This window comes from Sphingomonas paludis, assembly GCF_053502515.1.
This window is the reverse complement of sequence record NZ_CP187558.1, coordinates 266,320-292,726: the sequence shown is the minus strand read 5'-3', so window position 1 is coordinate 292,726 and position 26,407 is coordinate 266,320. Positions and strand designations below refer to the sequence as shown.

At 63.3% G+C, this 26,407-nt stretch carries 17 protein-coding genes; 14 read left to right on the top strand and 3 right to left on the bottom strand.

Annotated elements, in window-relative coordinates; genetic code table 11:
• The first annotated feature begins 54 nt into the window (after nt 1-54).
• Entirely contained in the window at nt 55-1,218 is a 1,164-nt protein-coding gene (locus tag ACPVPU_RS01355; protein WP_448659124.1) for an endo-1,4-beta-xylanase, read from the top strand.
• A 3-nt stretch (nt 1,219-1,221) separates the two neighbouring features.
• On the opposite strand, the gene dld is transcribed toward ACPVPU_RS01355, so the two are convergent.
• Together dld and ACPVPU_RS01345 are read right to left on the bottom strand one after the other, a co-directional pair.
• Nucleotides 1,222-2,913: a D-lactate dehydrogenase gene (dld, locus tag ACPVPU_RS01350; RefSeq protein WP_448659123.1), complete on the bottom strand. Its 1,692-nt coding sequence runs from the start codon at nt 2,911-2,913 to the stop codon at nt 1,222-1,224.
• Entirely contained in the window at nt 2,867-3,607 is a 741-nt protein-coding gene (locus ACPVPU_RS01345; RefSeq protein WP_448659122.1) for an RraA family protein, read from the bottom strand. The genes dld and ACPVPU_RS01345 overlap by 47 nt, the downstream gene beginning before the upstream one ends.
• A 151-nt stretch (nt 3,608-3,758) precedes the next feature.
• On the opposite strand from ACPVPU_RS01345, the gene ACPVPU_RS01340 reads away from it, so the two are divergent.
• From ACPVPU_RS01340 to ACPVPU_RS01310, 7 genes are all read left to right on the top strand, one after another.
• Nucleotides 3,759-4,574, top strand: a complete 816-nt coding sequence (locus tag ACPVPU_RS01340; protein WP_448659121.1) for an IclR family transcriptional regulator — start codon at nt 3,759-3,761, stop codon at nt 4,572-4,574.
• A gap of 135 nt (nt 4,575-4,709) precedes the next feature.
• A complete protein-coding gene (locus tag ACPVPU_RS01335; protein WP_448659119.1) occupies nt 4,710-7,415 on the top strand; it encodes a TonB-dependent receptor in 2,706 nt (901 codons plus the stop codon).
• A 54-nt stretch (nt 7,416-7,469) separates the two neighbouring features.
• Nucleotides 7,470-9,275, top strand: coding sequence for a hypothetical protein (locus tag ACPVPU_RS01330; protein WP_448659118.1), 1,806 nt, complete (start codon nt 7,470-7,472; stop codon nt 9,273-9,275).
• An 89-nt stretch (nt 9,276-9,364) separates the two neighbouring features.
• Nucleotides 9,365-11,179 carry a hypothetical protein gene (locus ACPVPU_RS01325; RefSeq protein ID WP_448659117.1) on the top strand — a complete coding sequence of 605 codons (1,815 nt, stop codon included), beginning with the start codon at nt 9,365-9,367 and terminating at the stop codon, nt 11,177-11,179.
• Between the two features lie 19 nt (nt 11,180-11,198).
• Complete coding sequence (locus tag ACPVPU_RS01320; protein WP_448659116.1) at nt 11,199-12,287, top strand: glycoside hydrolase family 113; 1,089 nt, start codon at nt 11,199-11,201, stop codon at nt 12,285-12,287.
• A gap of 72 nt (nt 12,288-12,359) precedes the next feature.
• Complete coding sequence (locus ACPVPU_RS01315; RefSeq protein WP_448659115.1) at nt 12,360-13,100, top strand: RraA family protein; 741 nt, start codon at nt 12,360-12,362, stop codon at nt 13,098-13,100.
• 114 nt (nt 13,101-13,214) lie between these two features.
• On the top strand, nt 13,215-13,610 hold the full coding sequence (locus ACPVPU_RS01310; protein ID WP_448659114.1) for a hypothetical protein: 396 nt from the start codon (nt 13,215-13,217) through the stop codon (nt 13,608-13,610).
• Between the two features lie 85 nt (nt 13,611-13,695).
• Here the strand turns inward: ACPVPU_RS01310 and ACPVPU_RS01305 are convergent, their stop codons facing one another.
• A complete protein-coding gene (locus tag ACPVPU_RS01305) occupies nt 13,696-14,421 on the bottom strand; it encodes a FadR/GntR family transcriptional regulator (RefSeq protein WP_448659113.1) in 726 nt (241 codons plus the stop codon).
• Nucleotides 14,422-14,550: 129 nt separating this feature from the next.
• Here ACPVPU_RS01305 and ACPVPU_RS01300 point away from each other — a divergent pair, with 129 nt between their 5' ends.
• The 6 genes from ACPVPU_RS01300 to ACPVPU_RS01275 all read left to right on the top strand — a co-directional run bounded on the left by ACPVPU_RS01300 (nt 14,551) and on the right by ACPVPU_RS01275 (nt 26,382).
• Entirely contained in the window at nt 14,551-17,202 is a 2,652-nt protein-coding gene (locus ACPVPU_RS01300; RefSeq protein ID WP_448659112.1) for a TonB-dependent receptor, read from the top strand.
• Between the two features lie 95 nt (nt 17,203-17,297).
• Nucleotides 17,298-18,914 carry a hypothetical protein gene (locus ACPVPU_RS01295; RefSeq protein WP_448659111.1) on the top strand — a complete coding sequence of 539 codons (1,617 nt, stop codon included), beginning with the start codon at nt 17,298-17,300 and terminating at the stop codon, nt 18,912-18,914.
• 308 nt (nt 18,915-19,222) lie between these two features.
• Nucleotides 19,223-19,450, top strand: coding sequence for a hypothetical protein (locus tag ACPVPU_RS01290; RefSeq protein WP_448659110.1), 228 nt, complete (start codon nt 19,223-19,225; stop codon nt 19,448-19,450).
• Nucleotides 19,422-21,476, top strand: coding sequence for an alpha-galactosidase (locus ACPVPU_RS01285; protein ID WP_448659109.1), 2,055 nt, complete (start codon nt 19,422-19,424; stop codon nt 21,474-21,476). The genes ACPVPU_RS01290 and ACPVPU_RS01285 overlap by 29 nt, the downstream gene beginning before the upstream one ends.
• Before the next feature lie 78 nt (nt 21,477-21,554).
• The gene (locus tag ACPVPU_RS01280) at nt 21,555-22,853 is read left to right on the top strand and encodes a hypothetical protein (protein WP_448659108.1); all 1,299 of its coding nucleotides are present in this window, start codon (nt 21,555-21,557) and stop codon (nt 22,851-22,853) included.
• 511 nt (nt 22,854-23,364) lie between these two features.
• The gene (locus tag ACPVPU_RS01275) at nt 23,365-26,382 is read left to right on the top strand and encodes a hypothetical protein (protein ID WP_448659107.1); all 3,018 of its coding nucleotides are present in this window, start codon (nt 23,365-23,367) and stop codon (nt 26,380-26,382) included.
• Nucleotides 26,383-26,407 lie beyond the last annotated feature (25 nt).

The following is a 26,407-nucleotide window of genomic DNA, read 5'->3' as shown; positions in this document are numbered from 1 at the left end:
GGCGCAATCAGATTGCAGCTGCGCAGCGCACAAGGGAAGCCGATAAAGGGCCGGGTGCGGATCACACAGACGCGGCACGCGTTCAGCTTCGGTGCCAACGGCTTCATGGTCGGCGGCTTCGCCGATGCCGCACGGAACGCCGCCTGGGAAGCGGCCTTTGCCCGGCTGTTCAACGTTGTGACCGTGCCCTTTTACTGGCGCGACTATGAACCGACACCAGGCGCATACCGCATCGACGACACAAGCCCGCCGCTTTACCGGCGCCCCCCTGCTGAGCGCGTGCTGGCCTTCGCCGCCCGCTGGGGCCTGGATGCCAAGGGCCATGTCCTGCTCTGGAACCAGCCAGACCTGTCGACCCCGGCCTATTGGCCGCAGGACAATGATGCGCGCATCGCGTTGATCGCCGGGCGGGCGCAGCAGCTTGCCAGCCGGTTCGGCAGCCGGATCGGCACCTGGGATATCGTCAACGAGGTGATGCACAGCAGCAGCCGCTTCCCGGCAAGCGCCATGCCGCCCGATTATCCGGCAATCGCCCTGGATGCGGCCGACGACGCCTTTCCCGACACCGCCACCCTGCTGGTCAACGAAGCGACTCCGGAAGCCTGGGACGAGATCGGCGGGGAGGGCACGCCCTATTATCTGTTGCTGCGCAGCCTGATCGCGCGCGGCAAGCGGGTCGACGCCATCGGTCTTCAGATGCATTATTTCGCGGAACAGGAACTGGCCGACAGCCTGGCGGGCAAGCTGCGGACCCCGGAACAGCTGTTCGCCGCGCTTGACCTTTATGCCCGGCTTGAGCGGCCGCTGCACGTGACCGAGATCACGGTTCCGACGCTGCCGGAATTCGGCGGGGCGGAGGTGCAGGCGGCGATGACGCGCAACCTCTATCGGCTATGGTTCTCGCATCCCAAGGTCGAGGCGATCACCTGGTGGAACCTGGCCGACGGCACTGCCTTTGCAGGTGAGGATCGCTGGAATGGCGGCCTGTTGGAGAAGGACAGCCTGCGGCCAAAGCCCGCTTATCTGGCGCTCGACGGCCTGATCAACGGCGAGTGGCGAAGCGATATCCGCATGGCGACCGACGACAATGGCCAGGCACAGGCCCGGCTGTTCCACGGCGATTATCGCATCGAGGTTGAAAGCAGTGCCGGGCGCTGGACCGATGCCCGGTCGCTTGTGCCGGGCGATGACGGGAACTGGCTAATCCAGCTTCCCTGAGCGCTAGATCAGCCGGCCCTTGCCGATGCCGGGGTTCATGTGGTCGAGCGGGTCCAGCCGGGCGTAATGAGCGGCGAGTTCGGGCGCCGCCCGATATTTGCGGCCGACATTATGTTCCGCCGGATAGGTCGCCCCGCGTGCGCGCTGGAACGCGACCAGCGCCTGTTCGACCTCGGCCACATCCTCGCCCGCGCGCACCAGATAATCCTGGTGCAGGACGTGGCAGAGGAAATGGCCGTAATAGTGGCTGGCGACGAGCCGCCGGGCCAGGGTGTCGGGCAGTTGCTCGAACCAGTCGGCCATGTTGCGAGGCAGGGCGATGTCGAGCGCCACCAGCCCGCCGACCGCCGGGTCCGTCGCGGCGGGACGAGCGGCGGCGCCGGCTGCCGCATAGCGCAGCGTGGCAAGGCGACCCGCTTCGGCAGGGGAGCAGGCGAACCAGTCAAGTCGATCCGTCTGGCGCGCAAGCAACGCCTCGATCTGGCCGATCCCATCGTCCGCCGCCTTCAGCAGCAGCAGATGCGGGCAGCGTTCGGCAAGATCGGCGGCGCGGCGCGGGATCATGGTCGGAAGGTGATCGCCAACCCATTGCAGCAGATGCTCGACCCGCGCCGACCCCAATCGCTGTTCCAGCCAGGACCGGATGGCGAAGGCACGGGGCAGGCGCTGCGTGCCGATGCGCTCGATCAGCGCGACCGTGTCGCGCCCATGACTGTCCGCCAGGGCAAGCGTGTCGGCATGGACATATTCGGCCGAGACCGGCAGCACGTTGACTTCGGTCAGGATCGCGACGCGCAACCGGGCCAGGGCATCGGCATCGCGCGCGCCGACCAGAAAGCTTTTCTGTTCCCGGTCAGCGGGGAAATGATCAGTTCGCACGGCAAAGACCGCCAGCTTGCCGCCGCATCCCGACGCGCCGAACAGCCCGGCGGGATCGGCATTGTGCCTGGCCGGACCGGGTGCCGATACGTCACGCACCTTGGTCTCGTAGCCGCGCATTGATCCGGCGGCGGCGACGGATCGGGTGCGATCGGCAAGCCATGCTGCATTGGCCTGGTCGAGTTGGCGCAGCATCGCCTCCGGCGTGCCGTCGAGCGCGATGCCGAGGTCGTTGACCAAGGCCAGTCGGCCTTGATCGTCCAGCCGGGCATAGAGCGCCATTTCGGTATAGGCCGGGCCGCGGCGGACCAGCGCGCCGCCGGAATTGTTGCAGATGCCGCCGATAACCGATGCGCCCAGACAGGAGGATCCGATCACGGAATGCGGCTCCCGACCGATCAAGCGCAGCCGCGCCTCCAGCCTGTGCAGCGTCGCGCCCGCCAGGCACAGCGCCTGACCATGCCCGTCCAGCAGATGCACGGCGTCGATGCGCAGCGTGTTGATCACCACCACCGGCCGGTCGTGATCGGGTCCCGGCGTCGAACCCCCGGTCAGGCCGGTATTGCCGGCCTGCGCAATGACATCGGCGCCGTGATCCAGAATGGCCTGCAACGCCCGCCACATCTCGACCAGCGTGCCCGGACGGACCACGGCGAGCGCCGGTCCGCCGGGGCTGCGCCACCCCCGGGTGAAGCGGCGGCCGGCAGTGCCGGTCAGGACATGGCGGCGACCGACGATTCGTCGAAGCTGGCGGATCAGCGCATCGGGATCAGAAATAGCCGCCTCTCGCCGTGATCTGCTGGACGGTGTCGCCATTCTCGACCCAGTCGAAAATCTGCTCCTCGGCTCGGCGAAGCGCTTCCGCGCGCTCAAGTACCGCGACCGCTTTTCCACGCGGCACGACGACGATGCCGTCAATGTCGCCCAGCACGATGTCGCCGGGCTTGATCAGCACGTCACCGATCTTGATCGGGATCTGGTAATGCGTGATCTGGCAGCGGCCGAGCGATCCGTTGGGGCTGCGATAGCGATAGAAAACCGGAAACTGTTTCTGCATCACCTGATGCGTATCCCGGATGCCGCCATCGACACAGGCGGCGCGGACGCCGAGGCCGCTGGCCGTCGCGGTCATCACCCCGCCCCACAGGGTCGCACGCTCGTCGCCCGAGGAATCCCAGAGAATGAAGGCATCCGGGGTCAGCGCGGACAGCATCTCGGTCCGGGTTTCCATCTCGCCGGTGATTTTCACATTGGGCGCGCTTTTGACGGTGAACGCGATTCCGGCGACGGTCTTTTCCGGGCGGAGCGGGATGAGCGAGCCCGGCAGCGCCTGATCCAGCATCAGCATTTCACGAAGGACGTCGCTGACCAGCCCGGTATAGAGCCGTTCATAGCGCTCCAGCAGTTCGAGCTGGGCGATCGGCAGGGGATCGCTCGATACGCCCTCGCGCTGTTCGATCAGCGCGTCGATATCCATCATCGCCGCTTCCCGGCGCAGTTCCTCACTCATATCCCCTCCGGACGAAATGTTCACCAATGAAGTTTTCAAGCAGATGTTCCAATAATGAACTTCTGTCAATGGAGTTATGATGCTGACAAGGCCGCCGCTTGCGCTGATCGGCGTGATGCTGAATATGCCGGATTGAGCGAAGGGGCCTGATATGTTGGACGAAACCATGCAGTTGGACGATGGCGGCGAACAGGAACGCGGAAAATCCGTTCACCGCATCCCGGTCATCGACAAGATGCTCGACATCCTCGATCTGCTGCACGGATCCGGGGAGGGCGAGAGCATCGGGGCGATCTGCGATGCGACCGGCGTTCCACGGTCCACGGTGTATCGGATCCTGAATACGCTCGCCGCTCGGGGCATTGTCAGCAAGCTCGCCGATGGCCGCTTTCGCCTGGGGTTCCGGCTGATCACCCTTGCCCAAGGGGTTCGACATGAATTGAGCCGCGCAGACCTGATCAAGGCGGCCCAGCCGGTGCTCGCCGAACTGGCGGCGCAGACGGGGGAAACCTGCAAGCTGAGCGTCGTCACGGGGGACCGGGCCGAGGTGATCGATGTGGTCCAGAGCACGCGCGACATGGCCCCGACGTCGCGTGTCGGCAGCACGTTTGCCATGCATGCCGGCGCTGCGTCCAAGCTGTTGCTGGCCTATTCGGCGCCCGCGGTTGCCGATCGCGTACTGTCGGGGGAACTGGAGCGCTTTACCGACGAGACGATGACCGATGCGCAGGCGGTGCGCGCGGCGTTGATCGACATCCGGGCAGAAGGCGTCAGCCGGGATCGGGGCGAATGGAATGCGGCGGTGCACGCGCTGGCCGCGCCGGTGTTCGGATTCGACGGGACCGCCATCGCCGCGCTCAGCGTCACTTATTTCGCGCAGCCGGACGGTGCCGCGCAGGAGCGGCGCATCCTCCCCATCCTGTTGAGCGCGGCTCAAAATCTTTCGAAAGCCCTTGGAGCGTTTTGAACAGGCGCAGCATTGTTCAAATAGGAATGGATTAGGGCTTGCAGTCCAAAACAGAACGGCATATCACTTCTTCCCATATTGGAAAGAAGGGTGAGACTCGGTGCGATCCGGGCCGCCCGAACAGGGGAGGATAGAATGCAACGTTCGAGCATGAACCGCTGCCGGATTGCGTCAGCGCTGCTGATGGCTTCGGGAGCCAGCCTGGTCTGGGCGATGCCCGCATCGGCGCAGGAACAGGCCGCCGATCCGACGGAAGCGGCCGCCGATGACGAGATCGTGGTCACCGGCATCCGGGCAAGCATCGCGGAGGCGCTGAATACCAAGCGCAATGCATCCAACATCCTCGACAGCATTTCCGCCCAGGACATCGGCAAGCTGCCCGACCAGAATGTGTCCGAAACGCTGAGCCGCATTCCCGGCGTTCAGATCACGCGCGTCGAGGGCGAAGGGTCGAAGATCAACGTTCGCGGTATCGACCTCAACCGCACCTTGCTCAACGGCAAGAACTTCATCGGTGCCGCGACCAACGGCGACCCCAATCTGAACGACTTCCCGTCGGAAATCCTGGCATCGGTGGATGTCATCAAGTCGCCCTCCGCCGACCTGATCGAAGGATGGCTGGGCGCGCTGATCAACCTCAAGACCCGGCGTCCGCTTGATCTGCGCGAGCCGCTGATTGCGGGGCGCATCCAGGGTTCCTATGGCGATCAGGCGGAACAGTTGGGCGGCAAGATCTCGGCCACCTTCGGCACCAAGCTGTTCGACGACCGGGTGGGGATCATGCTGTCCGGCACGGGATCGGTGTTCAATGGCCGCACATTCGGCCTTTTCACCCGCGGCTTCACCCAAGTGACTGGGCTGACGGCGACCGGTCCAGGCGCCAACGCCCCGCGCCTGTTCCGCCCCAACCGGATCGAATCCTACGATCTGCGCTACGAAACGGAGCGCTATGGCCTGAACGGCACAATCCAGGCGCGGCCGGTGGATGAACTGACGATCACGTTCGACGCGCTGCATTCGCGTGCAGATACGGCCCGCACGCGCAACGTGAACCAGATCCTGTTCACTAACACCCTGACCAATGTCGTTGCGCTGGCCGACGGCACTATCGACCGGGCGACGGTCGGCGGTGTCACGATCCGCCCGATCATCTTCGACGGGCCCAATGTCAACGAAACCAGTGCCTATGCGCTCAGCCTCAACTGGAACAAGGGGCGGTGGGACATCAACCTGAACGCCTCGCGGTCGAGTGGCGACGGCGACGGCGCCAATGACGGATCGTCGAACAGCGCATCCTATTATGCCGGCAACGACTATGTCGTGGTGACCCGTCAGCTGGCGGGAAACACAGCTGCGGTCACCTATGACTGGACCACGGCGGACAACCCCGTGCCGGATTACAACATCAGCGCGAATTACGATGTGACCAGCCCCAACCAGTATGAAGGCTTCACGACAGTCGATCAGCAATATCCGACCCGCAATTTCGGCCGCGATGCCGATTTCGATGCCACCTATACGCTTGACTGGGGCTGGCTGAAATCGGTGAAGGTCGGGGGCCGGATCGACGAGCAGTCCTTGACCCAGCGCGTCGTCGGTATCACCCACGACTTGACTCGAGGGGATCCGACGCCTGCCAACAGCCTGCGTGCGACGGAAATCGCCGGACTGACCTATGCCGGCCAGTCAAACGATTATTTCAGCGGCGAGCGCGGCGCTTTCGGCCGGACGATCCTGGTCGGCAGTTTCGATCCGATCGCCTTTCGGGACCGGTTCGGCGCCAACCGGACGAATGCGGATTTTGCCCGCGAACTGGGCACCGTGTTCGACGTCAGCCAGGATAACCGTGCCGTCTTTGCCATGGCCAATTTCGGCGGCGACCTTGGCGGCGTCGAGTTTTCGGGCAATGTCGGCGTGCGCTATGTCGATAGTCGTCGCCGGTCCGAAGGGTTCAGCCTGACCGGGCCGACCACCGCCCTGCCCGTGGCCGAGGAAGTGAATTTCAAGAACACGCTGCCCAGCTTCAACCTGTCGGTCCTGCCCGCGTCGAACGTGACGCTGCGTGCTGCGGCATCCAAGATCGTCGCCCGGCCGCCGCTTGCCCTGACCGGCGTCGGCATCCAGTTCAACCCCACCGCAGGCACTGGGAGTGCAGGCAATCCGCTGCTCCGGCCGTTCGAGGCGACGCAGTACGACCTGTCTGCGGAATGGTATTTCGCCAGGGCCAGCCTGTTTTCGCTGGCGCTGTTCCGAAAGGATATCTCAGCCTTCACCCGGACGATCCAGCAGATCGAGAACCGGCCCGAAGTGGTGGCGCCGGGCCTGACCAACACGCTCTATGTCATCAGCCGTCCGGTCAACGGCACCGATGGCCGGATCGACGGCTTCGAGGCGAACTATTTCCACGCCTTCACCTTCCTGCCCGCGCCGTTCGACGGGCTGGGCGTGAACGTCAGCTACACCTACTCGAAGGGAACCACCCCGAACGTCGATGAGCTGACCGGGGAAACCTTGTCGCTGCCCAACTTGTCCAAGCACAGCTACAATCTGGTCGGCTATTACGAAAAGGACGGGCTGAACCTTCGCGTTGCCTACAATTATCGCAGCGCGTTCCTGGTGGCCCAGCAGACGGCGGCGTTGGGCGGCAGCATCTACCAGAATGATTTCGGCCAGCTCGATGCGTCGGCCTCCTATCGAATCGGCAAGAACATCACGCTGACGCTGGACGGCATCAACCTGACGCGCGCCAACCGCACGCTGTTCACCGGAACCGAAAACCGGCTGACGACCTCGTGGCGCGATGACCGCAGGGTCTATTTCGGCGCGTCCTTCACCTTCTGAACTCTCCCACCTCTAGGCCCGGTTCGCCGGGCCTTTTCTTCGGAGGATTTCATTATGCAGCACCGGCACGTCAATGCCCTGGTCATCGGCGGCGGCCTGGTTGCGGCGGCGGGTGCCTTTGCCCTGACCAGCGACACCTCGACCGGCAGGATCACGGCCCTACCGTCTGCCCTCCAGGCAGCGCCGCTTGGTCCGGCCAGTGTGCAGGCCCAGTCCAGCGCGCCGGTTCGCTCCGCACTCTATCCCGAAACCTGGCTGCCGATCAGCGAGGGCGGCACCAAGGATGCGTCGGGCCGGTTCCTTCAGGACTTTTCCTATGCCGGCTATGCCAATGGCGACAAGACCATCCCGACCGGGTTCGGCAACAACCGCACCTATAACGCGGTCACGCAATATGGTGCCGACAACACCTATAACGCCGCGACCAACCCCAATTCGGCCGATGCCAGCAACGCGATCCAGACCGCGATCAACGCGATCTGCACGGCGGGCGGCGGCACGGTGTTCCTGCCCGCAGGCACCTACCGCATCCGGCCCCAGGGCACCAATCCGGCCGCGCTCTCGCTCAACTGCAACAACCTGATCCTGCGCGGCGCGGTCGATGCACAGGGGATGCCGGCCACCTTCCTGTTCAACGATCTGGCCAATATGCGCGGCAGGCGGGTCATTTTCGTCGGCACCGTCGATGACCGCTTCGTCTGGTATAATTCGCAGGTGTCGACGCCGACGCCGGTAACCCAGCCGGTGACCGATCCGACGCGGATCATCACCGTGGGCGATACCAGCGCCTTTCAGGTCGGCGCGCCGATCGTGATCCGCACCAGCACGACCGAGGCGTTCAAGGCGTTCCACGGCATGACCGCCGGGATCAACGGCTGCACCGCCAATGGCTGCTGGTGGGATGGTTCGGGCCAGGGCCAGCTTTATTACCGGACGGTGCAGGCGATCCTTTCGGGCAATCGCATCCGGCTGGATGCGCCGATCCGATACTTCCTCAATCCGGACCCGACGACGGGCAACAATCCACGGGCCTATCGCACGACGCCCGCGACCTACAATGTCGGCATCGAGAATATCTCGATCGGGATGCGGGAAAACCCCAATCCGGGCCTGAGCGATTCCACCATCGGCACCCCCGGCACCGCCGCCTATGAAACCAGCGGCGCGCAGGCGATCCGCTTCGCCGGAGCCAAGGACAGCTGGGTGCGCAACGTCCACAGCTTTCGCCCGGCGGTGAACACCCAGAATTTCCACTTGAGCTCGATCGGGATCGCGCTTTCGGCCTCGACGCGCGGCATCTCGGTGCTGAACAGTTCCATGTCCTTCCCCCAGAACCGGCTCGGCGGGGGCAATGGCTATCTGATGGTCGTCGCGGGGCAGGATCACCTGCTGCGCGATTGCCGGACCGAAGGCGGGCGCCACAATTTCCAGATCACGGACATGAGCGCATCCGGCAACGTCATCCTGGGCGGCATGACGATCAATTCGGAGAGCACCAACGACTTCCACGTCGCCCTGTCGCACGCCAATCTGGTCGACGGCGTCGTCACGATCGGCAATTTCTGGCAGACGATCGGGCGCGGCGCGACCAGCAACGGGGCAGGCATCACGGGCACGCAGAACGTGTTCTGGAACCTCGTCAAGAATGATTCCGCCAGCGGCGTCTTCATCCAGTCCGAGCAGTTCGGCTGGGGCTATATCATCGGCACCCGCGGCAACACCGCAGCGGTCGATATCGCCGGGCCCTCCGTGTCGGCGCCGAACGACTGGGTGGAGGCGCCCAACAACGGTGCCAACCTGTCGCCGGTCTCGCTCTATCTCGACCAGAAGGCCCGCCGCGACGCCAATCCCAATTACTGAAGGATCGATTTGGCAACTCACCACATATCCGATATGCAATGGGCGATGATGCGCGATCACAGCGCATCCGACCATGTGGGAGAGGTGCCATGAACAAGCAGCATGTATTGCTATGTCTGTCGATCGGCCTTGGGTTGACCTGCCTCGCGGTGGCCGGCGGCGTAACATGGTCGCCGTCCTCGCCATCCGCCTCGGGCACCGTCAGCACGTCCAGCGCCGTGCCCGCCGTCATCGGCCAGCCGATGATGGCCGCGCAGTCTGCCTCCAGCGTGCGCAGCGCACTCTACCCGGCGAACTGGCTGCCCCTGTACGAAGGCGGCACCAAGGACGCGTCGGGCCGGTTCCTGCAGGATTTCTCCTATGCCGGCTATGCGATGGGCGACGCGCCGATCCCGGTGAGCTTCAACAACGGCTATCAGGTGAACGCCGTCACTCAGTTCGGCGCCGACAACAGCTATAGCGCGACCGGCAACCCCAATGCGGCCGACGCCACCGGCCCGATCCAGAATGCGATCAACGCCGTCTGCAACGCCGGGGGCGGCGTGGTCTTCCTGCCGAGCGGGGGCTATCGTATCCGTCCCCCGGCCAACACGCCTTATGCCCTGCGCCTGCCGTGCAGCAACGTCATCCTGCGTGGTCAGGTCAATGCCTCGGGCACGCCGCAGGCCTATGTCTTCAACGACGATCCGGTCATGCGGGCAAAACGCATGATCGACATGGGGCCGACCGACAATCGCGATGTCTGGTTCACCGACCAGGCTACAGCCCCGGTCGCGATCACGAGTGCGAACAGCGACCCGACACGCACCATCACGGTCGCATCCACTTCCGGGCTTGCCGTGGGACAGCTGATCGTCGTGCGAACGGATCTGACCCCGGCATTCCGCGATTTTCATGGAATGGGGCCGAGCCAGAATGCCTGCAACGTGAACGGGTGCTGGGGGCCGGCCAATTGGGCACAGGGGCAGGTTGCGATGCGCCGCATCCAGGCGATCCTGCCCGGCAACCAGCTGCGCCTGGACATCCCGGTCCGTTACATTCTCAATCCAAACGCGACCAACGGAAACAATCCGCGCATCTACCGGACAAACACAATCTCGACCAATGTTGGCATCGAGAACCTGTTCCTCGCCATGCGCGAAAATACCCAGCCCGGTTTGACCGATTCCGACATCAACACCCAGGGCACCGCCGCCTATCAAACCAGCAATGCGGTCATGATCCGCGTGACCGGGGTGGTGGATGGCTGGATCCGCAACGTCCGCACGTTCAAGCCACAGGCGAACGCAACCTATCATATCCAGTCGCTCGGCATCGCCATTACGCGTTCGGCGCGCGGAATATCCGTGCTCGACTGTTCGGTATCGATGCCGCAGAACCGCCTAGGGGGCGGCAATGGCTACCTTTTCTTCGTTTCTGCTCAGGAAAATCTGATCCGCAATGCTTATGCAGAAGGCGGTCGGCACAATTTCCAGATGGCCGACCTCACGGCATCCGGCAATGTTTTCCTTGGCGGTGCTTCGGTCAATCCGACAAGCGTGTCCGATTATCATGGGGGGCTTGCCCACGCCAATCTGGTCGACGGCATGCGGATCGTCGGTCCGGGCTGGGAAAGCCAGAACCGGGGAACGACAAGCAACGGGGCGGGCGTCACGGGAACCCAGAACGTGTTCTGGAACCTGATCAAGGACGACGTGGGAACGAACGTCTTCATCCGTTCGCACCAGTTCGGGTTCGGCTACATCATCGGTACTCGTGGAAATGCCGCCAGCCTCAACCTAAACGGGGCATCCTTTCTTGCGCCATCCGACTTTGCCGAACTGGTCAACCAGGGCGCGACGCTCGAGCCCGCATCCTTGTACCTCGACCAGAAAGCGCGGCGCGATGCCAACCCCAACTACTAAAACGAGAGAGGATCGATCGATGAATAGGCGTAGCGTGATGCAGGCAGGCTTGGCCCTGCCGCTGGCCACCGGAATTGCTGGCGGAATCGCGTCGGCGGCGGCCGCTGATGGAGGCCTGTTCTTCCACGGCATGAACTACGGCTATCTCGCCAAGCAGGGCTATTTCCGGGCCAAGGGCGCGGCCGATGTCGACGCCATGGCGGCGATGGGCGTCAAATGGGTATCGCTGATCGTCATGTTGATGCAGGACACGATCGGCAGCCTGCGCATGTACCGCGACTTCACCTATACGGCGGACGACATGGAACTGGCGGCGGTGATCGACCGGTTCCACAAGCGCGGCATCAAGGTGCTGCTGAAGCCGCTGCTCGACATTCAGGACAGCAGCTGGCGCGGACGCATCAACTTCCCCCCGCTCGACGACCAGCAGATCCTGGGCCGGACCAACAATTACTGGCCGACCTGGTTCGCCAGCATGAACGAGGCGATGCTCTATTATGCGCGCATGGCCAAGATGCTGGATGTGGAAGCCTTTGCCGTCGGGGCCGAGCTGGTCGGCACCTATCCGCAGACCGATTTGTGGCGGCAGTCGGTGGCGAAGGTCCGTCAGGTCTATGACGGTCCGCTGGTCGTGGCCGCGCACCAGGATTCGATGAAGGACCCCGCCGTTCAGGCATGGATGCGCGAGGTCGATTATGTCGGCCTCAGCTTCTATCCCGACCTGCCCGAGCCTGAATCGCCGACGCCCGACGATGTCGTGCGCGTGCTGTCGCCGCTGCGCGAGCAGTATCGCGCGATCGCCACGTCGATCGGCAAGCCGCTCTTCTGGTCGGAGGCAGGCATCCGCTCCGTCCAGGGCGGCATGAAGTCCACCGGCCAGTATCGCAACAGCGGACCCTATGACGGCACGGTCCAGGCCAATTATCTGGAGGGGATGTTCCGCACCTTCTGGAACGAGCCCTGGTGGGCGGGATGCCAGCTGTGGAAATGGGACGAGCAGCAGCAGCGGCCCCATTATGCCCAGCCGGGCGGCGACACGGGCTTTACGGTACAGGGCAAGCCGGCCGAGGCGGTGATCCGGCGCTGGTCGACGGTTGCGCGCGGCTGAACGCCTTTGCTTGCAATGCCCCTGCGATATCAACTCCAGCATCCCTGCTTGATCGCCAATAACATATCCGATATGTTATTGGCGATCAATTATGTGGAGCAGGTGATGAGCGTTGTCGAGACGTCGGGCGAGTTGGCAGACATGCGCGCAGTGGAGGATCTGCGCTCGCGCTATGCCCGCCTCTATGGGGGTGCGATCTATGATGTGCTGGATGAACTGGGCTATCCCAACCAGGTGCTGGCAACGGATCTGGCGCCGATCGAACCCGGATCGGTGGTCATCGGCCCTGCCTTTACGATCCAGGGCGTTTCGGATCCGCTTGGTGACGAGGAGTTGAGCCAGCGACGAATCCGGTTGTTCAGCGAGATGCGGTATCCCTGCGTCGATGTGCGCGACTGCGGCTTTGACGTGCGGGTCGCGCATTACGGCGAAATGAACGCGACGTTGGGCGTCAAGCACGGGGCGGTGGGCGCCATTGTCGATGGCGGGGTCCGCGATGTCCGCTTGATCCGCGAGATGGGATTTCCGGTGTACGCGCGGTATCGATCGCCGGTGGAAGCCAAGAAGCGCTGGTCCTATTATCGCTGGCAGGTTCCGATCACCCTGCGCGGCGCGATGAGCGCGACGGTGACGGTGCATCCGGGCGATTTCATGTTCGCCGATCAGGACGGCGTGCTCGTGATCCCCAGGGCGCTGACGGTTCAGGTGCTGGAGGCGGCGGAGCGATTGGCGCGGGTCGAGAATTCGGCGCGGAGCGAATTCACGGAAAATCCCGACACCGAAGCCGTCTATCGGAAATATGGGCGCCTATGATCGCTGCCCTTCTGCCATGATGGTGCCGGCGCTTGCAGCACCGTTGCCGCAGGCCCCGAGGCGAACAGGGGGTCGATGATGGTGACGCGGCGAAACGCAGGAAAGATGGCGGCGATGGGGTTGATCAGCCTGCCGGTCCTGCCCTTGTCGCCCGCCAGAAAGCCTGTTCTGGTGACGCAGACCTGGCTGAAGGCGCTGCCCGGCCGCCACGAGCAACTCGTCCGATTTCTTGAGCTGAACTGGCTGGCCATGGACCGCCTCGGCATCGAGGACGGCATCTTTTCGCACGCAACGCTCTATGAGGTCGCGCCGCAAGACGCGACTGCGGCATCGGATGCGGACGTCATGGTCGAGGTCGGGTATTTCACGCCAGCCGGATACCGGGATGTCGAGCGCAGGTTCATGGCGATCCGGCAGCAGCACCGCCCCGTGCCGGTCGACGGTATGGCCCTGGCTGAGCTCGGGCGGATCGTCGGCGAACGGCAGTTGCGCATCCGTGCATCCGGCTGATCGTGGCGCTTCGCCGCCGTGCCGCATCGTGCCAGCAAGGCCGCGAAGTCAGGACGCAAGCCCATAGTGCTGCGCGGCTGTCAGGTCATTCGCCTGCCGAGCGTCCCGCCATGATCGCCTCGATCACCGGGCGCGTTGCGGCGAAGTGATCGCGCATCGCCGTCTCCGCAGCAGCCGGGTCGCGCGCGGCGATCGCCGCGACGACGGCGCGGTGGCGCTCGATCGTCCGGTTGTCGCGCACCCGGGTTTGCGCGTGCAGAGTCGAGATGACCTCGCGCATGGAGTCCGAGAGCGCGTTGATCATGAAGGCGATCAGCGAATTGTGCGATGCGCGCGCGATCAATTGATGGAATTCAAGGTCGAGCGCGACCCAGCGGTCGTGATCGGCCTGGGCCTGCTCCATCTGCGCGAGCACCTGTTTCAGCCGATCGATCTCCTCATCCGTGATCCGTTCCGCCGCGCGCACGGCCGCATGCGTTTCAATCGCGCGTCGCAGGTCCACCGCTTCATTCAGCCCATCGGGATTGATGTGCATCGCAAAGCGCAGCATCTGCCGCACCGGCTCCGGTGCCAGTTCCCCTATCGTGCTGGCCTTGCCCTGACGAATCTCGACAATGCCAAGCGCCGCCAGTTTGCGTACCGCTTCGCGGACCACCGGCTTGCTGACGCCCATCGCGCGGCAGATTTCGCCTTCGGAAGGCAGCGCATCTCCCGGCATCATCGAGCCCGCGATGATCTGCTGGGTCAGGCGCTGGGCGACGATGTCCGACAGCAGCGCCTTGTCCGGATTGATCCGTTCCATCTCCAGCATCGTCATCCGGCCCGCCTTCCATCCACCCCCTGCACATATGAGATAAGAATGATGCGTGGCAAGCATTGACCTCCCGCCAGCCTTAACATATCAGATAGGTTATAAGTAAGAATGACGGGGAGAGGATTGATGTCGAAAGGGTCCATTCGGTTTTTCATCGGCCTCCTGGCGGGTTCGGCGCTGTGGCAGGTGCCCGTGGCCGCGCAGGAGGCGCCGCAGGGCGAGCCGGCGGCGCAACCGGCAGAGGAAGGCGATATCGTCATTGTCGGCCTTCGCCGGTCGATCGCCGAGGCGATCGAGACCAAGCGCAACGCAGTGGCGATCGTCGATTCGATCTCCGCCCAGGATATCGGCAAGCTGCCCGACCAGAATGTCGTCGAGACGCTGAGCCGCGTACCCGGCGTCCAGATCACCCGGCGCAACGGCGATGGGCAGAATTTCACCATCCGGGGGATTTCGCTGAACACGGTGCTGGTCAACGATCGCCCCTATGTCGGGCCGACGCCAGATAGTTCCGCCGCGCTCGACGTGCTGAGCCCGGACATCATCGCCGCCATCGACGTGTTCAAGTCGCCGACCGCCGACCAGATCGAGGGCGGGCTGGGCGGCACGGTCAATTTGCGCACCAAGCGGCCGCTCGACCTGCCTTCCGGCACGATCGCGATCCGCGCACAGGGACAATATGCCGATATTGCTGACAATTACGGCTATCGGGGATCGGCGCTTTTTTCCACGCGCCTGTTCGACGACCGGGTCGGCGTGCTGCTCAACGCGGCGTTCCAGCGCATCTTCAACGAACAGCAGACGCAGGAACTCTCCAATTACGTGCTGACCAATGGTGTCGACGGCAATGGCGATGGAGCAAATGATCCCGGCCTGTATCGACCGGCGCGCTTTGCAATGATCCGGCTGCCGCGTCGGGCCGACCGACTCACCGTCAACGGCGCGGTTCAATACCGTCCGACCGACACGATCGAGGTGAATGTCGAGGCGACCTATAACCAGTTCGATGCCTATGCCGATGCCCAGCGGTTCCAGACCCTGCTGAACGACAACGACGTCGGCGCGCGCAGCGGTACCGGGAATACGATCACTTCTGGCCGGTTCACGGGCATCACCCAGCGGCCGCTCGTCTATTATGAGCAGGACCGCTCGGAACTCTATGTGATCGGCGGCAATGTGGTGTGGCAGGCCGATGGCTGGCGATTGTCGGCCGATGGATCGATCAGCTCGGGCACCTCGCCCGTCACCGGCAACAGTGCCACGCCGATCGTCGTGCCCCGGGCCGGCCGCACGGTCGATGTGACCTATGACCTGTTGTCGAACAATGACGTGCCGTCCTACACCCTGACCGGCAATTTCGACGTCAATGATCCGGCGAATTATCAGCTGTCCGGCGTGGTCGATGGCTACAACACGATCGACAATGACGCGAAGTCGGCACGGATCGATCTTAATCGCGACTTGGGCGGCCTGATCAAGGGCATCGCTGTCGGCTATCGTTACGAGGATCGCGGCTTCAACACGGAACGCTATGACGCTCCGCTGACCTTGCCCGCCGCCGTGGCGGCAGCGGACGCCAATGGCGACGGGCTGGTGACGGCCAACGAAATTCCTGGCCTGACCTATACCGGCCTTGGCAAGACGAACCTGCTCGAAGGGCTGAGCGGCCTGTTCCCGAACAATTTCCTGGGCGGCCGCATCGATCTGGAGGCGATGCGGCGCGGTTTCCGATATCAGCCGCAGCGATCGGTGGGCCAAAGCAACTCCGTCGACCAGCGCACCCACGCCGTCTACGGCCGAGTCGACCTGGACGGGCAACTCGCCGGGATCGGCATTCGCGGCAATGCCGGCGTCCGATGGATCAGCACCCAGCGCGAGGCGCTCGGCTTCACCGCCAACCCGGCGGGCGGCTTTCTGCCGATCCGCTATGAGCGCAGCTATGACGAGTTTCTGCCCAGCGCGACACTGATCCTGTCGTTGCGCGAGGATCTGCTGCTGCGCATTGCGGGCGCGCGGGTGCTGGCCACGCCGCCGCTCAGCGACCTGGCGCCCGGCGTCAATGTCAATATCGTCAACCTGACCGGCACGGGCGGCAACCCGCTGCTCAACCCATATCAGGCGGATCAGGCCGATGTGTCGCTGGAATGGTATTTCGGTCGCGCGAACCTGCTGGCGGTCACCGCCTTCACCAAGAGCGTCAAATCCTTCACCTCGCTGGTATCCAGCGAGGAGGCGATCACCGGCTTCATCAACCCTAACGGCACCGGCAACACCTTCCTCATCACCCGCCCGCAAAATGGCGAGGACGGCAGCGTGCGCGGCGTCGAGCTGAACTATCAGCACCAGCTCACCTTCCTCCCCGCGCCGTTCGACGGGCTGGGGGTCCAGGCCAACTACACCTATGCCGACAGCGACACGCCGATCATCGACCCGCTGACGCGGGACACGCTACCGCTGCCGCTGCTGTCCCGGCACAGCTTCAGCCTGATCGGCTATTATGAAAAAGGGCCGGTCACCGCTCGCCTCGCCTATACCCAGCGCAGCGGCTATCTGCTGAATGTCCAGTCGGTCGGCGCCGGCGGCAGTCGATATGTCGATGACCAGAACCAGCTGGATGGGTCGTTCCAATTTGACATTGGCCGGGGGCTGAGGCTGACGTTCGACGCGCAGAACCTGCTGAAACGCCCGGAAATCCGCTATGACGGGATTGAGGAGCGTCGGGTCACCACGATCCTTGATGACCGCCGCTATTTCCTCGGGCTTGCAGCGACGCTGTGACATCTTTCGATGCGAACAATCGTTCTTGACTCCAAATATGAACTATCTGAAGCTTGGTTCAGAGAATGGCGCCATGCCGCCGGTTGCAGGAGGGAATGATGAGGCCACTTATCGCAATGCTGCTGTCGTTTGGGGTTGCCCTGGCGCTCGGCCTGCCGCGCCCCGCCAATGCTCAGATCAGCTATGGCGAGGTGCCGACCGACTATCTGCCCACATTCGGCGGCTGGGGGCCACGGTCCACGTTCAGCTCCACCTATTGGACCGTACGGGATGTCACCAACGCATCGCTGGTCGGTGCGGCAAATGTCATCGTCCCCAATGACGGCAGCGACGTCGCCGACCGGATCATGGCGATTGCCGCCTCCAGCCCGAACCCCCTGGTGATCTATTTCCCCGCCGGGCAGTACGAGCTGAAAAAGTCGGTGACGATCAGCCGCTCGAACATCGTCATCCGCGGTGCGGGCAAGGGTCTGACGACGTTCGTGATCTCCGCGCCCAGCAGCGCGAACGCCCAATTCACCCTGCTCGGCGGCGGCTTCGCGACCGACATCGGCGTCGTCACCAATGTCCCGGCGCGCGGCGACGATTACATGATCGTCAGCGATGTTGCGGGCATTGCCGTCAACGACATCCTGCGCGTGTACGACAATTCGCGTTCAAACGGGTTCGGGGGCCACAATTGGCAGCAGTTTCTGCGGGTAACCGCAATCGACCCCGTAACGCGCCGGATCACCTTCGCCAGCCGGTTCGGGCTGGATTACAACGGCACCGCGACCGTTCCCGGCCAGCCCCGCTTCGTCAAAGTGAACATGATCCAGAATGTGGGGTTTGAGAATTTCACGATCACGAGGACGCGCAACGCCGCGGCCGGCACCCATAATCTGTTCATCCGCTATGCCTGGAACGCGCATGTCCGCGGGACCGAGGTCAAGAACCTGGTGTCCGGCGGGATTTCGCTCGGTGCCGTGTACAACGCGCTCGTCACCGATAACGACGTCCACAATTCGGTCGATCCGGTTGCGGGTTATGGCGACGGCGGCAAGGCCTATGGCATCAACGTCGGCGCGGTATCGATCTGCGAGGTGTCTAACAACAAGCTATGGAACCTGCGCCATCACATCATCCTGCACATTGGCACCAATTTCTGCGTCGTCGCCCATAACAGCGCGGAGGCCGGCTATTTCGGTGTTCCAGGCGACTTGGACATGCACGGCTATACGGCCCACAACAATCTGTACGAAGGCAATCAGGGTGCCGTCCTGATCTTCGACGGGCGATCCGATACCGGCATGCTGGAGACGCAGGGCCTGTATAACACCATGTTCCGCAACCAGTTGCGTCGGCCGAGTTTGAACGGCACGAACGGGATCGCTCTGCAGGGACCGGCCTCTTCCGGCAATTTCACCCATTACGGCATCACGATCATCGGCAATGATCAGATCGACACCAAGATCGACTATACTTCGACCGGATCGCAAGGACCCTATAATGGCGCCAATATGGTCAAGAAGGTCGGCGCCAACCGGCTGGGCGAAACGGTGGTGACCCCGGACGTCGAGATCGATCCCAACGGCAGCTTTCCCAAATCGCTCTATACCACGACCAAACCGGCCTATTTGGGCAGCAAGCCCTGGCCGCTCTTCGGGCCGGGCGTCGCGGATTGGGGGCGGAGCAATACGCTGCCCGCCGCTGACCGGCCGCAGACGCCGTAAGCGAACTGGCCGCTCTTATGGCGGGCCGGGCGGATGCCGGAATCGGGCGATGGCGATGGCTACCAGTCATCGCCGTCCTGCCTGTTTGCGTCGCAGGAGTGCTGCTCTGGCCCACGAACGACTGGAGCGGACCCCCAAACGGGAAGGTCACAGCGCCGTCTCCGCCGCAGCGGTCCATCGCGCCGGAGGCACTCCCTTCGCCCACCGCACCAAGGGTCGACGGCGCATCGCTGCCGCTTGCCGAACCGCCGCTCAGCGTGGATTCGCGGGTCACCTTGCCCGGTCGCAATGGGCATCGGTTCGAGCTGGTGGCCATCGACAGTCGTGCCAAGCCTGTCGTCGTCCGATATCGTCTGGATGGGGGTCCGGAACGGCATGCCGTACCGGGCGACACCATCGCCGGCGGGTTCGTCTTGCTTTCCTTCGCTGACACGGCCGTGACCATCAGCGACGGCAACACGGCGTATGACGTGCGCTTGCCCATGCCAACGTGGATACAGGAGGACAATGCACCGGATGCCGCGGCGGTTTTCTGAACTGGGCGCAACTTGCTTGCCTGTCGCGCGGCAAACTTGGAAAGCCCTGCTTGCCATTATTGATGACTTGTCCCGATCATATGCCCTGCGCGCCTTTCTGCTCATCATGGTGGCGCTGGGCTGGCAGACTCCGGGGCTGGCTCGGGTCAGCGTTGCCGATGACGGGCGCAGCTTTCGCCTCGACGGAGGCGGTATCACCTATGCCCTGGGTGTCACGGGCGACGGCGCGGTCCAGCACATATACTGGGGTCCAGCCCTGCGCACGGATGACAGCCTGTACGTACGCCCGTTTCCCAATCTGTCGGGGCTTGATCCGACGACGTCCATTTCACCCCTTGAATTTCCCGCATGGGGCAGCCGCATCTATACCGAACCGGCAGTCAAGATCGCGTGGCCGGATGGCGTACGCGATCTGGTATTGCGGTTCCGTTCCCACCGGATCGAAGGGCAGGAGATGGTTATCGAACTGGCCGATATCGAGCGGCCGGTCACCGTCAGCCTGTTCTACCGCATCGACGAGGAAACGGGCATCGTCACCCGTTCAGCGCGCATCCGAAATTCGGGGCAGGTGCCATTCAGGATCGACCATCTCGCTGCCGCCGCGTGGTCGCTACCGCAGGGCGACGACTATCGACTGCATTACCTCACCGGTCGTTGGGGTGCGGAATGGCAGCGGCAGGAAAGGCCTCTGACCACCGGCGCCACGGTTCTGGAAAGCCGGCGAGGTGTGACCGGCAATCAGGCCAACCCCTGGTTTGCAGTCGATCACACAGGATCGGGCAGCGAGACAAGTGGGTCGGTATGGTTCGGAGCGCTCGCCTGGAGTGGGTCGTGGCGCATTCATGTCGATCGCAATCCGATGGGCGACGTCCGAATAGTAGGCGGCTTTAACCCGTTTGATTTCGGCTACAGGCTCCAGCCTGGGGAGGTATTGGCATCGCCCGCCTTTCACGCCGGCTATACGGACAAGGGGATGGGTGAGGCTTCCCGCCTGTTGCACCGTTTCCAGCGCCGCCACGTCCTGGCCGATGGCACCGGGGCGAAGCCTCGCCCCGTGTTATACAATAGCTGGGAGGCGACCCAGTTTGCCGTTTCCGTCGATCAGCAGATGGCCATCGCCGAGCGAGCCGCGCGGATCGGTGTCGAACGGTTCGTGATGGACGACGGATGGTTCGGCGCACGCGACAGCGACAAGGCTGGGCTCGGTGATTGGACAGCCAACCCGGCCAAATTTCCGAAAGGACTCACGCCACTCATCACGAAGGTAAAGGCGTTGGGTATGGATTTCGGTTTGTGGGTCGAGCCAGAGATGGTCAACCCCGACAGCGATCTTTACCGCGCCCATCCCGACTGGGTGATTGCAATGCCCGGGCGACCGCGAACCGAGTCGCGCAATCAGCTTGTCCTCAACCTCGCTCGGGAGGACGTACGGCAGCATCTGCTGACGGTTCTTGACGCGTTGGTCAGCCAGCATGACATCGCGTTCCTGAAATGGGATCATAACAGGCACTGGTCCGAACCCGGCTGGCTGGGTGCGGCGCCCGAGGATCAGCAACGGCTCTATGTCGATTACGTCCATGGGCTTTACTGGATCTTGGCCGAACTCAGGCGTCGTCATCCGCATCTTGAGATCGAAAGCTGTGCAGGCGGTGGCGGACGTGTGGACCTAGGCATCCTCCGCTTTGCGGAAGGCGTTTGGCCATCCGACAATACCGATCCATTCGACCGATTGTTCATCCAGGATGGATTTACCCAAGCCGCTCACATCCGTCCTGTCGAGGCGAAGGGCCCCGACATCGTGAGCAATGGTTTGGCGCTTTCCGGGACGGCGCATTGGATGTTCGATCGCGGTTTGATCGGGCTGGATGACGATATGCGGATCATCGTTTCGCGGCAGGCCAATGATCCCGACAGCATCCGATCGGTCATTAATGCCAGTGGCAGAGTATTAGTGCCAAAGCGAGAAGCTGATCGACCGCATCCGAACTTCGTTCAGTGGCACCGCCAGCATTGTTTCAAACATTGAGGTGTTCGCCGACAGAGCGGCCATGCGATCCCGAAAGTGATGTCACTGAAGGCGGACCTACATTCGGGGGCCCAGTTCATGATGTCGTCGATCGAGGGCGGGCACTTTCCGGTCGCTCCTTCGCGATCGGTGGAATGGCAGGACCATCGCTATTGCCCGATACCCAACGCCCGCCTGACTGGCCCTGCACAGCGAGCGCAACTGCGCCGCACTGTCGAACTGGTACCAACTCTTTCGAATCTCTACACTCCCACGATGCCATACCGCTGGACCAACATCCGGACCGTCGAGCCGTCCGTCCCTCACGACAACACCGTGCATCAGCCCTTCAGCCTGTGGTGGGCCGCACTGGCGGCGTCAGACGAGACGATGCAGGGCGGGCCCCTAGTCCCGACTTGGCTGCGCCTTTTCTCAGCGCACCTGAGCGCTGACGATCGGATCCGCCTCCGCTGGGGTGGGGACCTTGCGGAGAGTGCCGAGCTCAGGCGTGCCTACTCCGCACTTTATGGCCGGTACTTCTCGCGGGCATTGCTGGCGAGCAGGCTTGGCCTAACGGACTTCGTGTCGTTACGAACGAACAAGACCCGGCTACCCAACGGCGTCACGATCGAAAGGACGTCCAAAGGCGACATTCCCGACTGGATTGCGTGGGACCCAGCAGCCGGTACCTACAGCCTGTGCGAGGCGAAGGGCAGCCTGACTGGCCGTCAGGCCGACTTCATGACGAGGCAGCCCGCTTGCATCCGCGACGGAAAGCGGCAGTTCGGAAGGGTTCGGGTGTGCGACCGCAGCGGACGGGCACTGGCAACCCGCAACTGGGTCGCGGCTAACCTCTGGTCGACCGACGGCCGACCCCGGGAATCTGTATCCCTTCTTTGGGATCCGCCTGCCGATGGAACCGTCATATCGGAAGACGACCGCAACCTGCACGCAGACGGCATGAGGCGTCGGCGCATCGCCAACATCGCCCTAAGGCTCGGTCGGCCCAGTCTGCTGGGCTCGGCCCGACGGACGGGCGGTGCACTGCTTCGGGTCACCGCGAAGCCCGACCGCGATGGCATGCCCACCAAGCTAAGCAAGGCCAATGAGGATCAATTGCTGCGGCCGGTCGAGCGACCTGCGGACGAGCCACACGAGGGCATCTATGCTGCCGCGATGATCACTGCGTTTGGCATTCGGCCGATTGTCACCTCGGAGGACGTCGCGGCGCTGAAATCGGCGCGCAAGACAGGAGAACCCGCAATGCTGTTCGGGCTGTCAGTCGACTCACTTCGTGCAGACCAAGTCACCCGCACCACGTGGATCTCTGGAAGGGGAATCGCCGCGCCGGACGGCCTAAGCCTGTTTGACCTTCACCGCGTGGAGGTGGATATCTAAGGCGAGATTGGCCGCTTTTTAGGGCCAAGGGCCTTTACCCGTAGTGATCGAACAAGGGGTGCTTAGCTGCGGGTTCGGCATCATACCTAAACAGTCGCTTATCTTATCTCGTCGGCAAAGCGAATGGCGGAGACACGACGCCTCACAGACGGTTACTTCAAGGTGTCTCATCGGCAGGTTCTTTCAGGAGCGTACGGCGACGGCGGCTGATCTGAACGACCGGCTCTTGTCAGGAGCGGCCTCGCCGACATTGCCGTCATTCGAGCCCGCAACTGGCAGACCTAAGACCTGCCATCCATTCCTCGTAGCTGAGTGGCATTGAGCAACTGCAACTGGGACTTTCCTGACGTTCGACTGCGAAATGTCGAATGGCAGTTGTTAACAAAACCCGGCGTTCAACGATCATCCTACCGGCTGACGTTAGAGAGCCTTTGTGAGACCCTATGGGCGGGAGCGGCGGTATGCTTCGCCGGCCGGGGGCCGCAACCTGACCGGCCTCGATAAGCCGCCAATGCTGTCCGACCAAAACCAAGATGGGGTGCCGATGACATTCGAGGAATATCAGCAGGCGGGGCGATCGCGCTATCTCGCGTTCGTTGAGGTCATTCAGACCATCCTGAAGCGGGCATTGGAGCAGCATGAGCTTGCGGCGCATGCGATCACGGGGCGAGCAAAGGAACCCGCCTCGCTGCGCAAAAAGCTGACCGATCGAGGGATCCTGCTCGATCGGGAGATGGACGAGATCAAGGATCTCGCCGGCTGCCGGATCGTGTTCCTGACCAATTCCCAGGTCGAACGATTCAACAGCACCGGGGCGCTGCACGAAAATTTCGAGGTGCTGAGCGTCAATGTCCATCATCCCGTGCCCGGCACCGACACCGAGACGAAGTTGTTCGACAGCACCAACTATCTCATCCGCCTGAAACCTGACCGCCTGGCGCTGACGGAATATCGCGCGTTCGACGGGCTGCGCGCCGAGATCCAGATCCAGACACTGCTCAACCATGCCTGGGCGGAGATGGGTCACGACACGATCTACAAGGAGCCTAAGCTGACCCATCTGGGTGCGGGCCGGATGACGACGATCGGCGAGCGCATGAACAAGGTGATGCAGGATCATCTGATCCCCGCCGGGCACGACTTCGACAAGATAGCGCGCGACTTTCGTAGGCTCTTGGAGGCCGATGGGGCGACGGCGGCGACCCTCGAAGCGATCGAGCATGCGGGCGATAACAATGTGCTCGAAGATGCTCTCGAAACCTACACGGACCTGGTGCTGCCCCATTTCGACAAGCCGGCGGAGGAATTTTCCAGCCGGTTCGATGCGCTTGTCGATGCCGTGGAGCGTTCGCGGGACTATCCAACCATCCCGGGCGTCACGGACTATGGGGACTATCCGGGCAAGGCGAGCATCGATGTCGCGCGCCGGGTCGCGCAGCTGATCCGGTCGTACCGCTATTTCGAGCCCGACCGGACCGTCCGTGCCCTCGTCCGGCTGTATCTCGGCGCGCGCGATGATGAGGAGCGCCGCCTCTGGATCGAGGCCGGCGAGAAGCTGGCTGAACATAATCTGGAGGTCTGGAAGCAGTATGGGCCAGCTGCCCAGCACGTCATTCTCGAAGAGCTGGGAAAGATGGACGGCGCCGACATCGACGGTGCGCGGCCGCTCATGATCGGGATGCTTGCACAGGTGTTGTCGGCCGAGATTGGCGGGACGACGTGGCGGTCCGACGGTGTCATGATTCACCAGGGCGCGGTCCGCGCTTCGGACGAGCTTCGGCGGTTGCGCGGGGCAGCGATCGGATGGCTTGAGGGCTGGCTTGATACTGCCGGGAGCGACGCCGAGCGCCTCGCGCTCTTGCAGGCCCTTGGTAATGTCGATGCTATGCCGATCCAGGGAGGCGGCGAGGGCGGCCTGTTCCAGATGCTGCTGGAAGACGGCGCCCGCGTCGCCCAACTCATCCTCGAAAGGGCACCACAGTGGGGCCTCGAACTGCGGCGCAGCCGCGAGGTCGATGCCCTCCACACGCATTACCGTTTCCACGTCCTCAGGCCGGACCTTGCGGAGAAACCGGAGCTGGTCGCGGCGCAGACAGCGCTGATCGGCGCATTGCTGGACCTGCGCGACCTTCTAGCGGCGGATGCGGATTTCGTGCGCTACAAGACCCTGATCGGGCATGACAGCGTCCACCCCGGGGCTTGGGACGGCGATCACTTCGATTTCGAGGCGACCGATGCGTGGCGGCAGGAAAGCTATCCGGCGATCATCGCCGAGGTGACGGCCGACACGGTGGCCGAATGGCGCGGCAGGATAGACGCCTATGTCGATGCGGTCGGCTTTGACGGTGGGCATTTCATGTCAATGCGCGCCTTCCTGGGCCTTCTCGCCGAGCAGAAGCCGGACGTCGCGCTGATGATGATGGAGGAGGTGAGCGCGCAAGGGGCGGCCTTCCTCGCGGCGATGTTGGCAGGGCTGGAGCGAGCGGGGAGGCTGGCTGAGGTGCTTCCGTTGGTCGACCAGTGGCTGGCGGCCGGGCAGCATCTGTCGGCGATCGGTGATTATCTGCACCACAAGCCGGCGACCGATGTCGATCGGCTGCGCGCCTATATCGCCAAGGCGATCGAGCGGGGAGAGCAGGTGTCGGTCATCAATGCGGCCACGATCGCGGCCAACTGGTATCAGCGTGCTCCCGATCCGGTGCTGATCGATGAGGTGTTGCTGCCGGTGATAGGGTTCGTCACCGAACAGCGCCTGCCGCATTGGATCGGGTATTTTTTTGCTCCCAGTCATGCGCAGATGGTTCAGGACATGGATGAGCCTCACGCGGCTGCTTTGATGCGATCCTTCGTCGATATCCCCGAGGTAGATTTCCGGGCGGTGCGGTTGATGGCTGCGGTGGCGCGGCGGCACCCACGATTGGTGATCGATTTCTTCGGCGCCCGGCTTCGGCGCGAGCGAGGCGCGCGCGATGATCGCTTCGAGCCCATTCCATTCCACGGGCATGATCTGGCGCAGGTGCTGTCGCCGCACGCCAATCTGCTGCTGCCGGCCGTGCGCGAATGGTATAATGAGGAATCGCGCTTCCATGAATATCGCGGCGGCCGTTTGCTCAAGCATGCCTTCCCCGAGCTGACGGATGCGGTCGCGGCCCAGCTGATCGCGGTCGCCCGCCAGGGGGACGAGCAGGACTTCAAGTTCATCTTGAAGACGTTGTCTGCCTATGAGGGGACGGAGCAGCTCTATCCGGTCCTGATGGAGGTGGTCGATCGGCTGGAGCCCGGCGACAAACTGCTCAATCGGGTGTCGGATGTGCTCGGCCAATCCGGGGTGGTTTCGGGCGAGTTCGGCTTCGTCGAAGCCCATGCGCGTCGCAAGGAACTGATCGAGCGCTTCCGCGACGATCCAAGGCCCCGCGTTCAGGCCTATGCGCGGGATCGGGCGCGCGATCTCGCCCAGCATATGGCGTGGGAGCAGCGCAGGGCAGCCCGTGATGTCGCGCAGCGGCGTCGTGACTGGAATGAGGAATGAAGAATAAGGGCGTCTTCTGGCGAGG

What these genes read in the sequence shown, in the direction of transcription:
- dld (WP_448659123.1), bottom strand. Translation starts at nt 2,913, where the DNA reads ATGGCGACACCGTCCAGCAGATCACGGCGAGAGGCGGCTATTTCTGAT.
- ACPVPU_RS01345 (WP_448659122.1), bottom strand. Translation starts at nt 3,607, where the DNA reads ATGAGTGAGGAACTGCGCCGGGAAGCGGCGATGATGGATATCGACGCG.
- ACPVPU_RS01340 (WP_448659121.1), top strand. Translation starts at nt 3,759, where the DNA reads ATGTTGGACGAAACCATGCAGTTGGACGATGGCGGCGAACAGGAACGC.
- ACPVPU_RS01335 (WP_448659119.1), top strand. Translation starts at nt 4,710, where the DNA reads ATGCAACGTTCGAGCATGAACCGCTGCCGGATTGCGTCAGCGCTGCTG.
- ACPVPU_RS01330 (WP_448659118.1), top strand. Translation starts at nt 7,470, where the DNA reads ATGCAGCACCGGCACGTCAATGCCCTGGTCATCGGCGGCGGCCTGGTT.
- ACPVPU_RS01325 (WP_448659117.1), top strand. Translation starts at nt 9,365, where the DNA reads ATGAACAAGCAGCATGTATTGCTATGTCTGTCGATCGGCCTTGGGTTG.
- ACPVPU_RS01320 (WP_448659116.1), top strand. Translation starts at nt 11,199, where the DNA reads ATGAATAGGCGTAGCGTGATGCAGGCAGGCTTGGCCCTGCCGCTGGCC.
- ACPVPU_RS01315 (WP_448659115.1), top strand. Translation starts at nt 12,360, where the DNA reads ATGTTATTGGCGATCAATTATGTGGAGCAGGTGATGAGCGTTGTCGAG.
- ACPVPU_RS01310 (WP_448659114.1), top strand. Translation starts at nt 13,215, where the DNA reads ATGGGGTTGATCAGCCTGCCGGTCCTGCCCTTGTCGCCCGCCAGAAAG.
- ACPVPU_RS01305 (WP_448659113.1), bottom strand. Translation starts at nt 14,421, where the DNA reads ATGCTGGAGATGGAACGGATCAATCCGGACAAGGCGCTGCTGTCGGAC.
- ACPVPU_RS01300 (WP_448659112.1), top strand. Translation starts at nt 14,551, where the DNA reads ATGTCGAAAGGGTCCATTCGGTTTTTCATCGGCCTCCTGGCGGGTTCG.
- ACPVPU_RS01295 (WP_448659111.1), top strand. Translation starts at nt 17,298, where the DNA reads ATGATGAGGCCACTTATCGCAATGCTGCTGTCGTTTGGGGTTGCCCTG.
- ACPVPU_RS01285 (WP_448659109.1), top strand. Translation starts at nt 19,422, where the DNA reads ATGCACCGGATGCCGCGGCGGTTTTCTGAACTGGGCGCAACTTGCTTG.
- ACPVPU_RS01280 (WP_448659108.1), top strand. Translation starts at nt 21,555, where the DNA reads ATGATGTCGTCGATCGAGGGCGGGCACTTTCCGGTCGCTCCTTCGCGA.
- ACPVPU_RS01275 (WP_448659107.1), top strand. Translation starts at nt 23,365, where the DNA reads ATGCTGTCCGACCAAAACCAAGATGGGGTGCCGATGACATTCGAGGAA.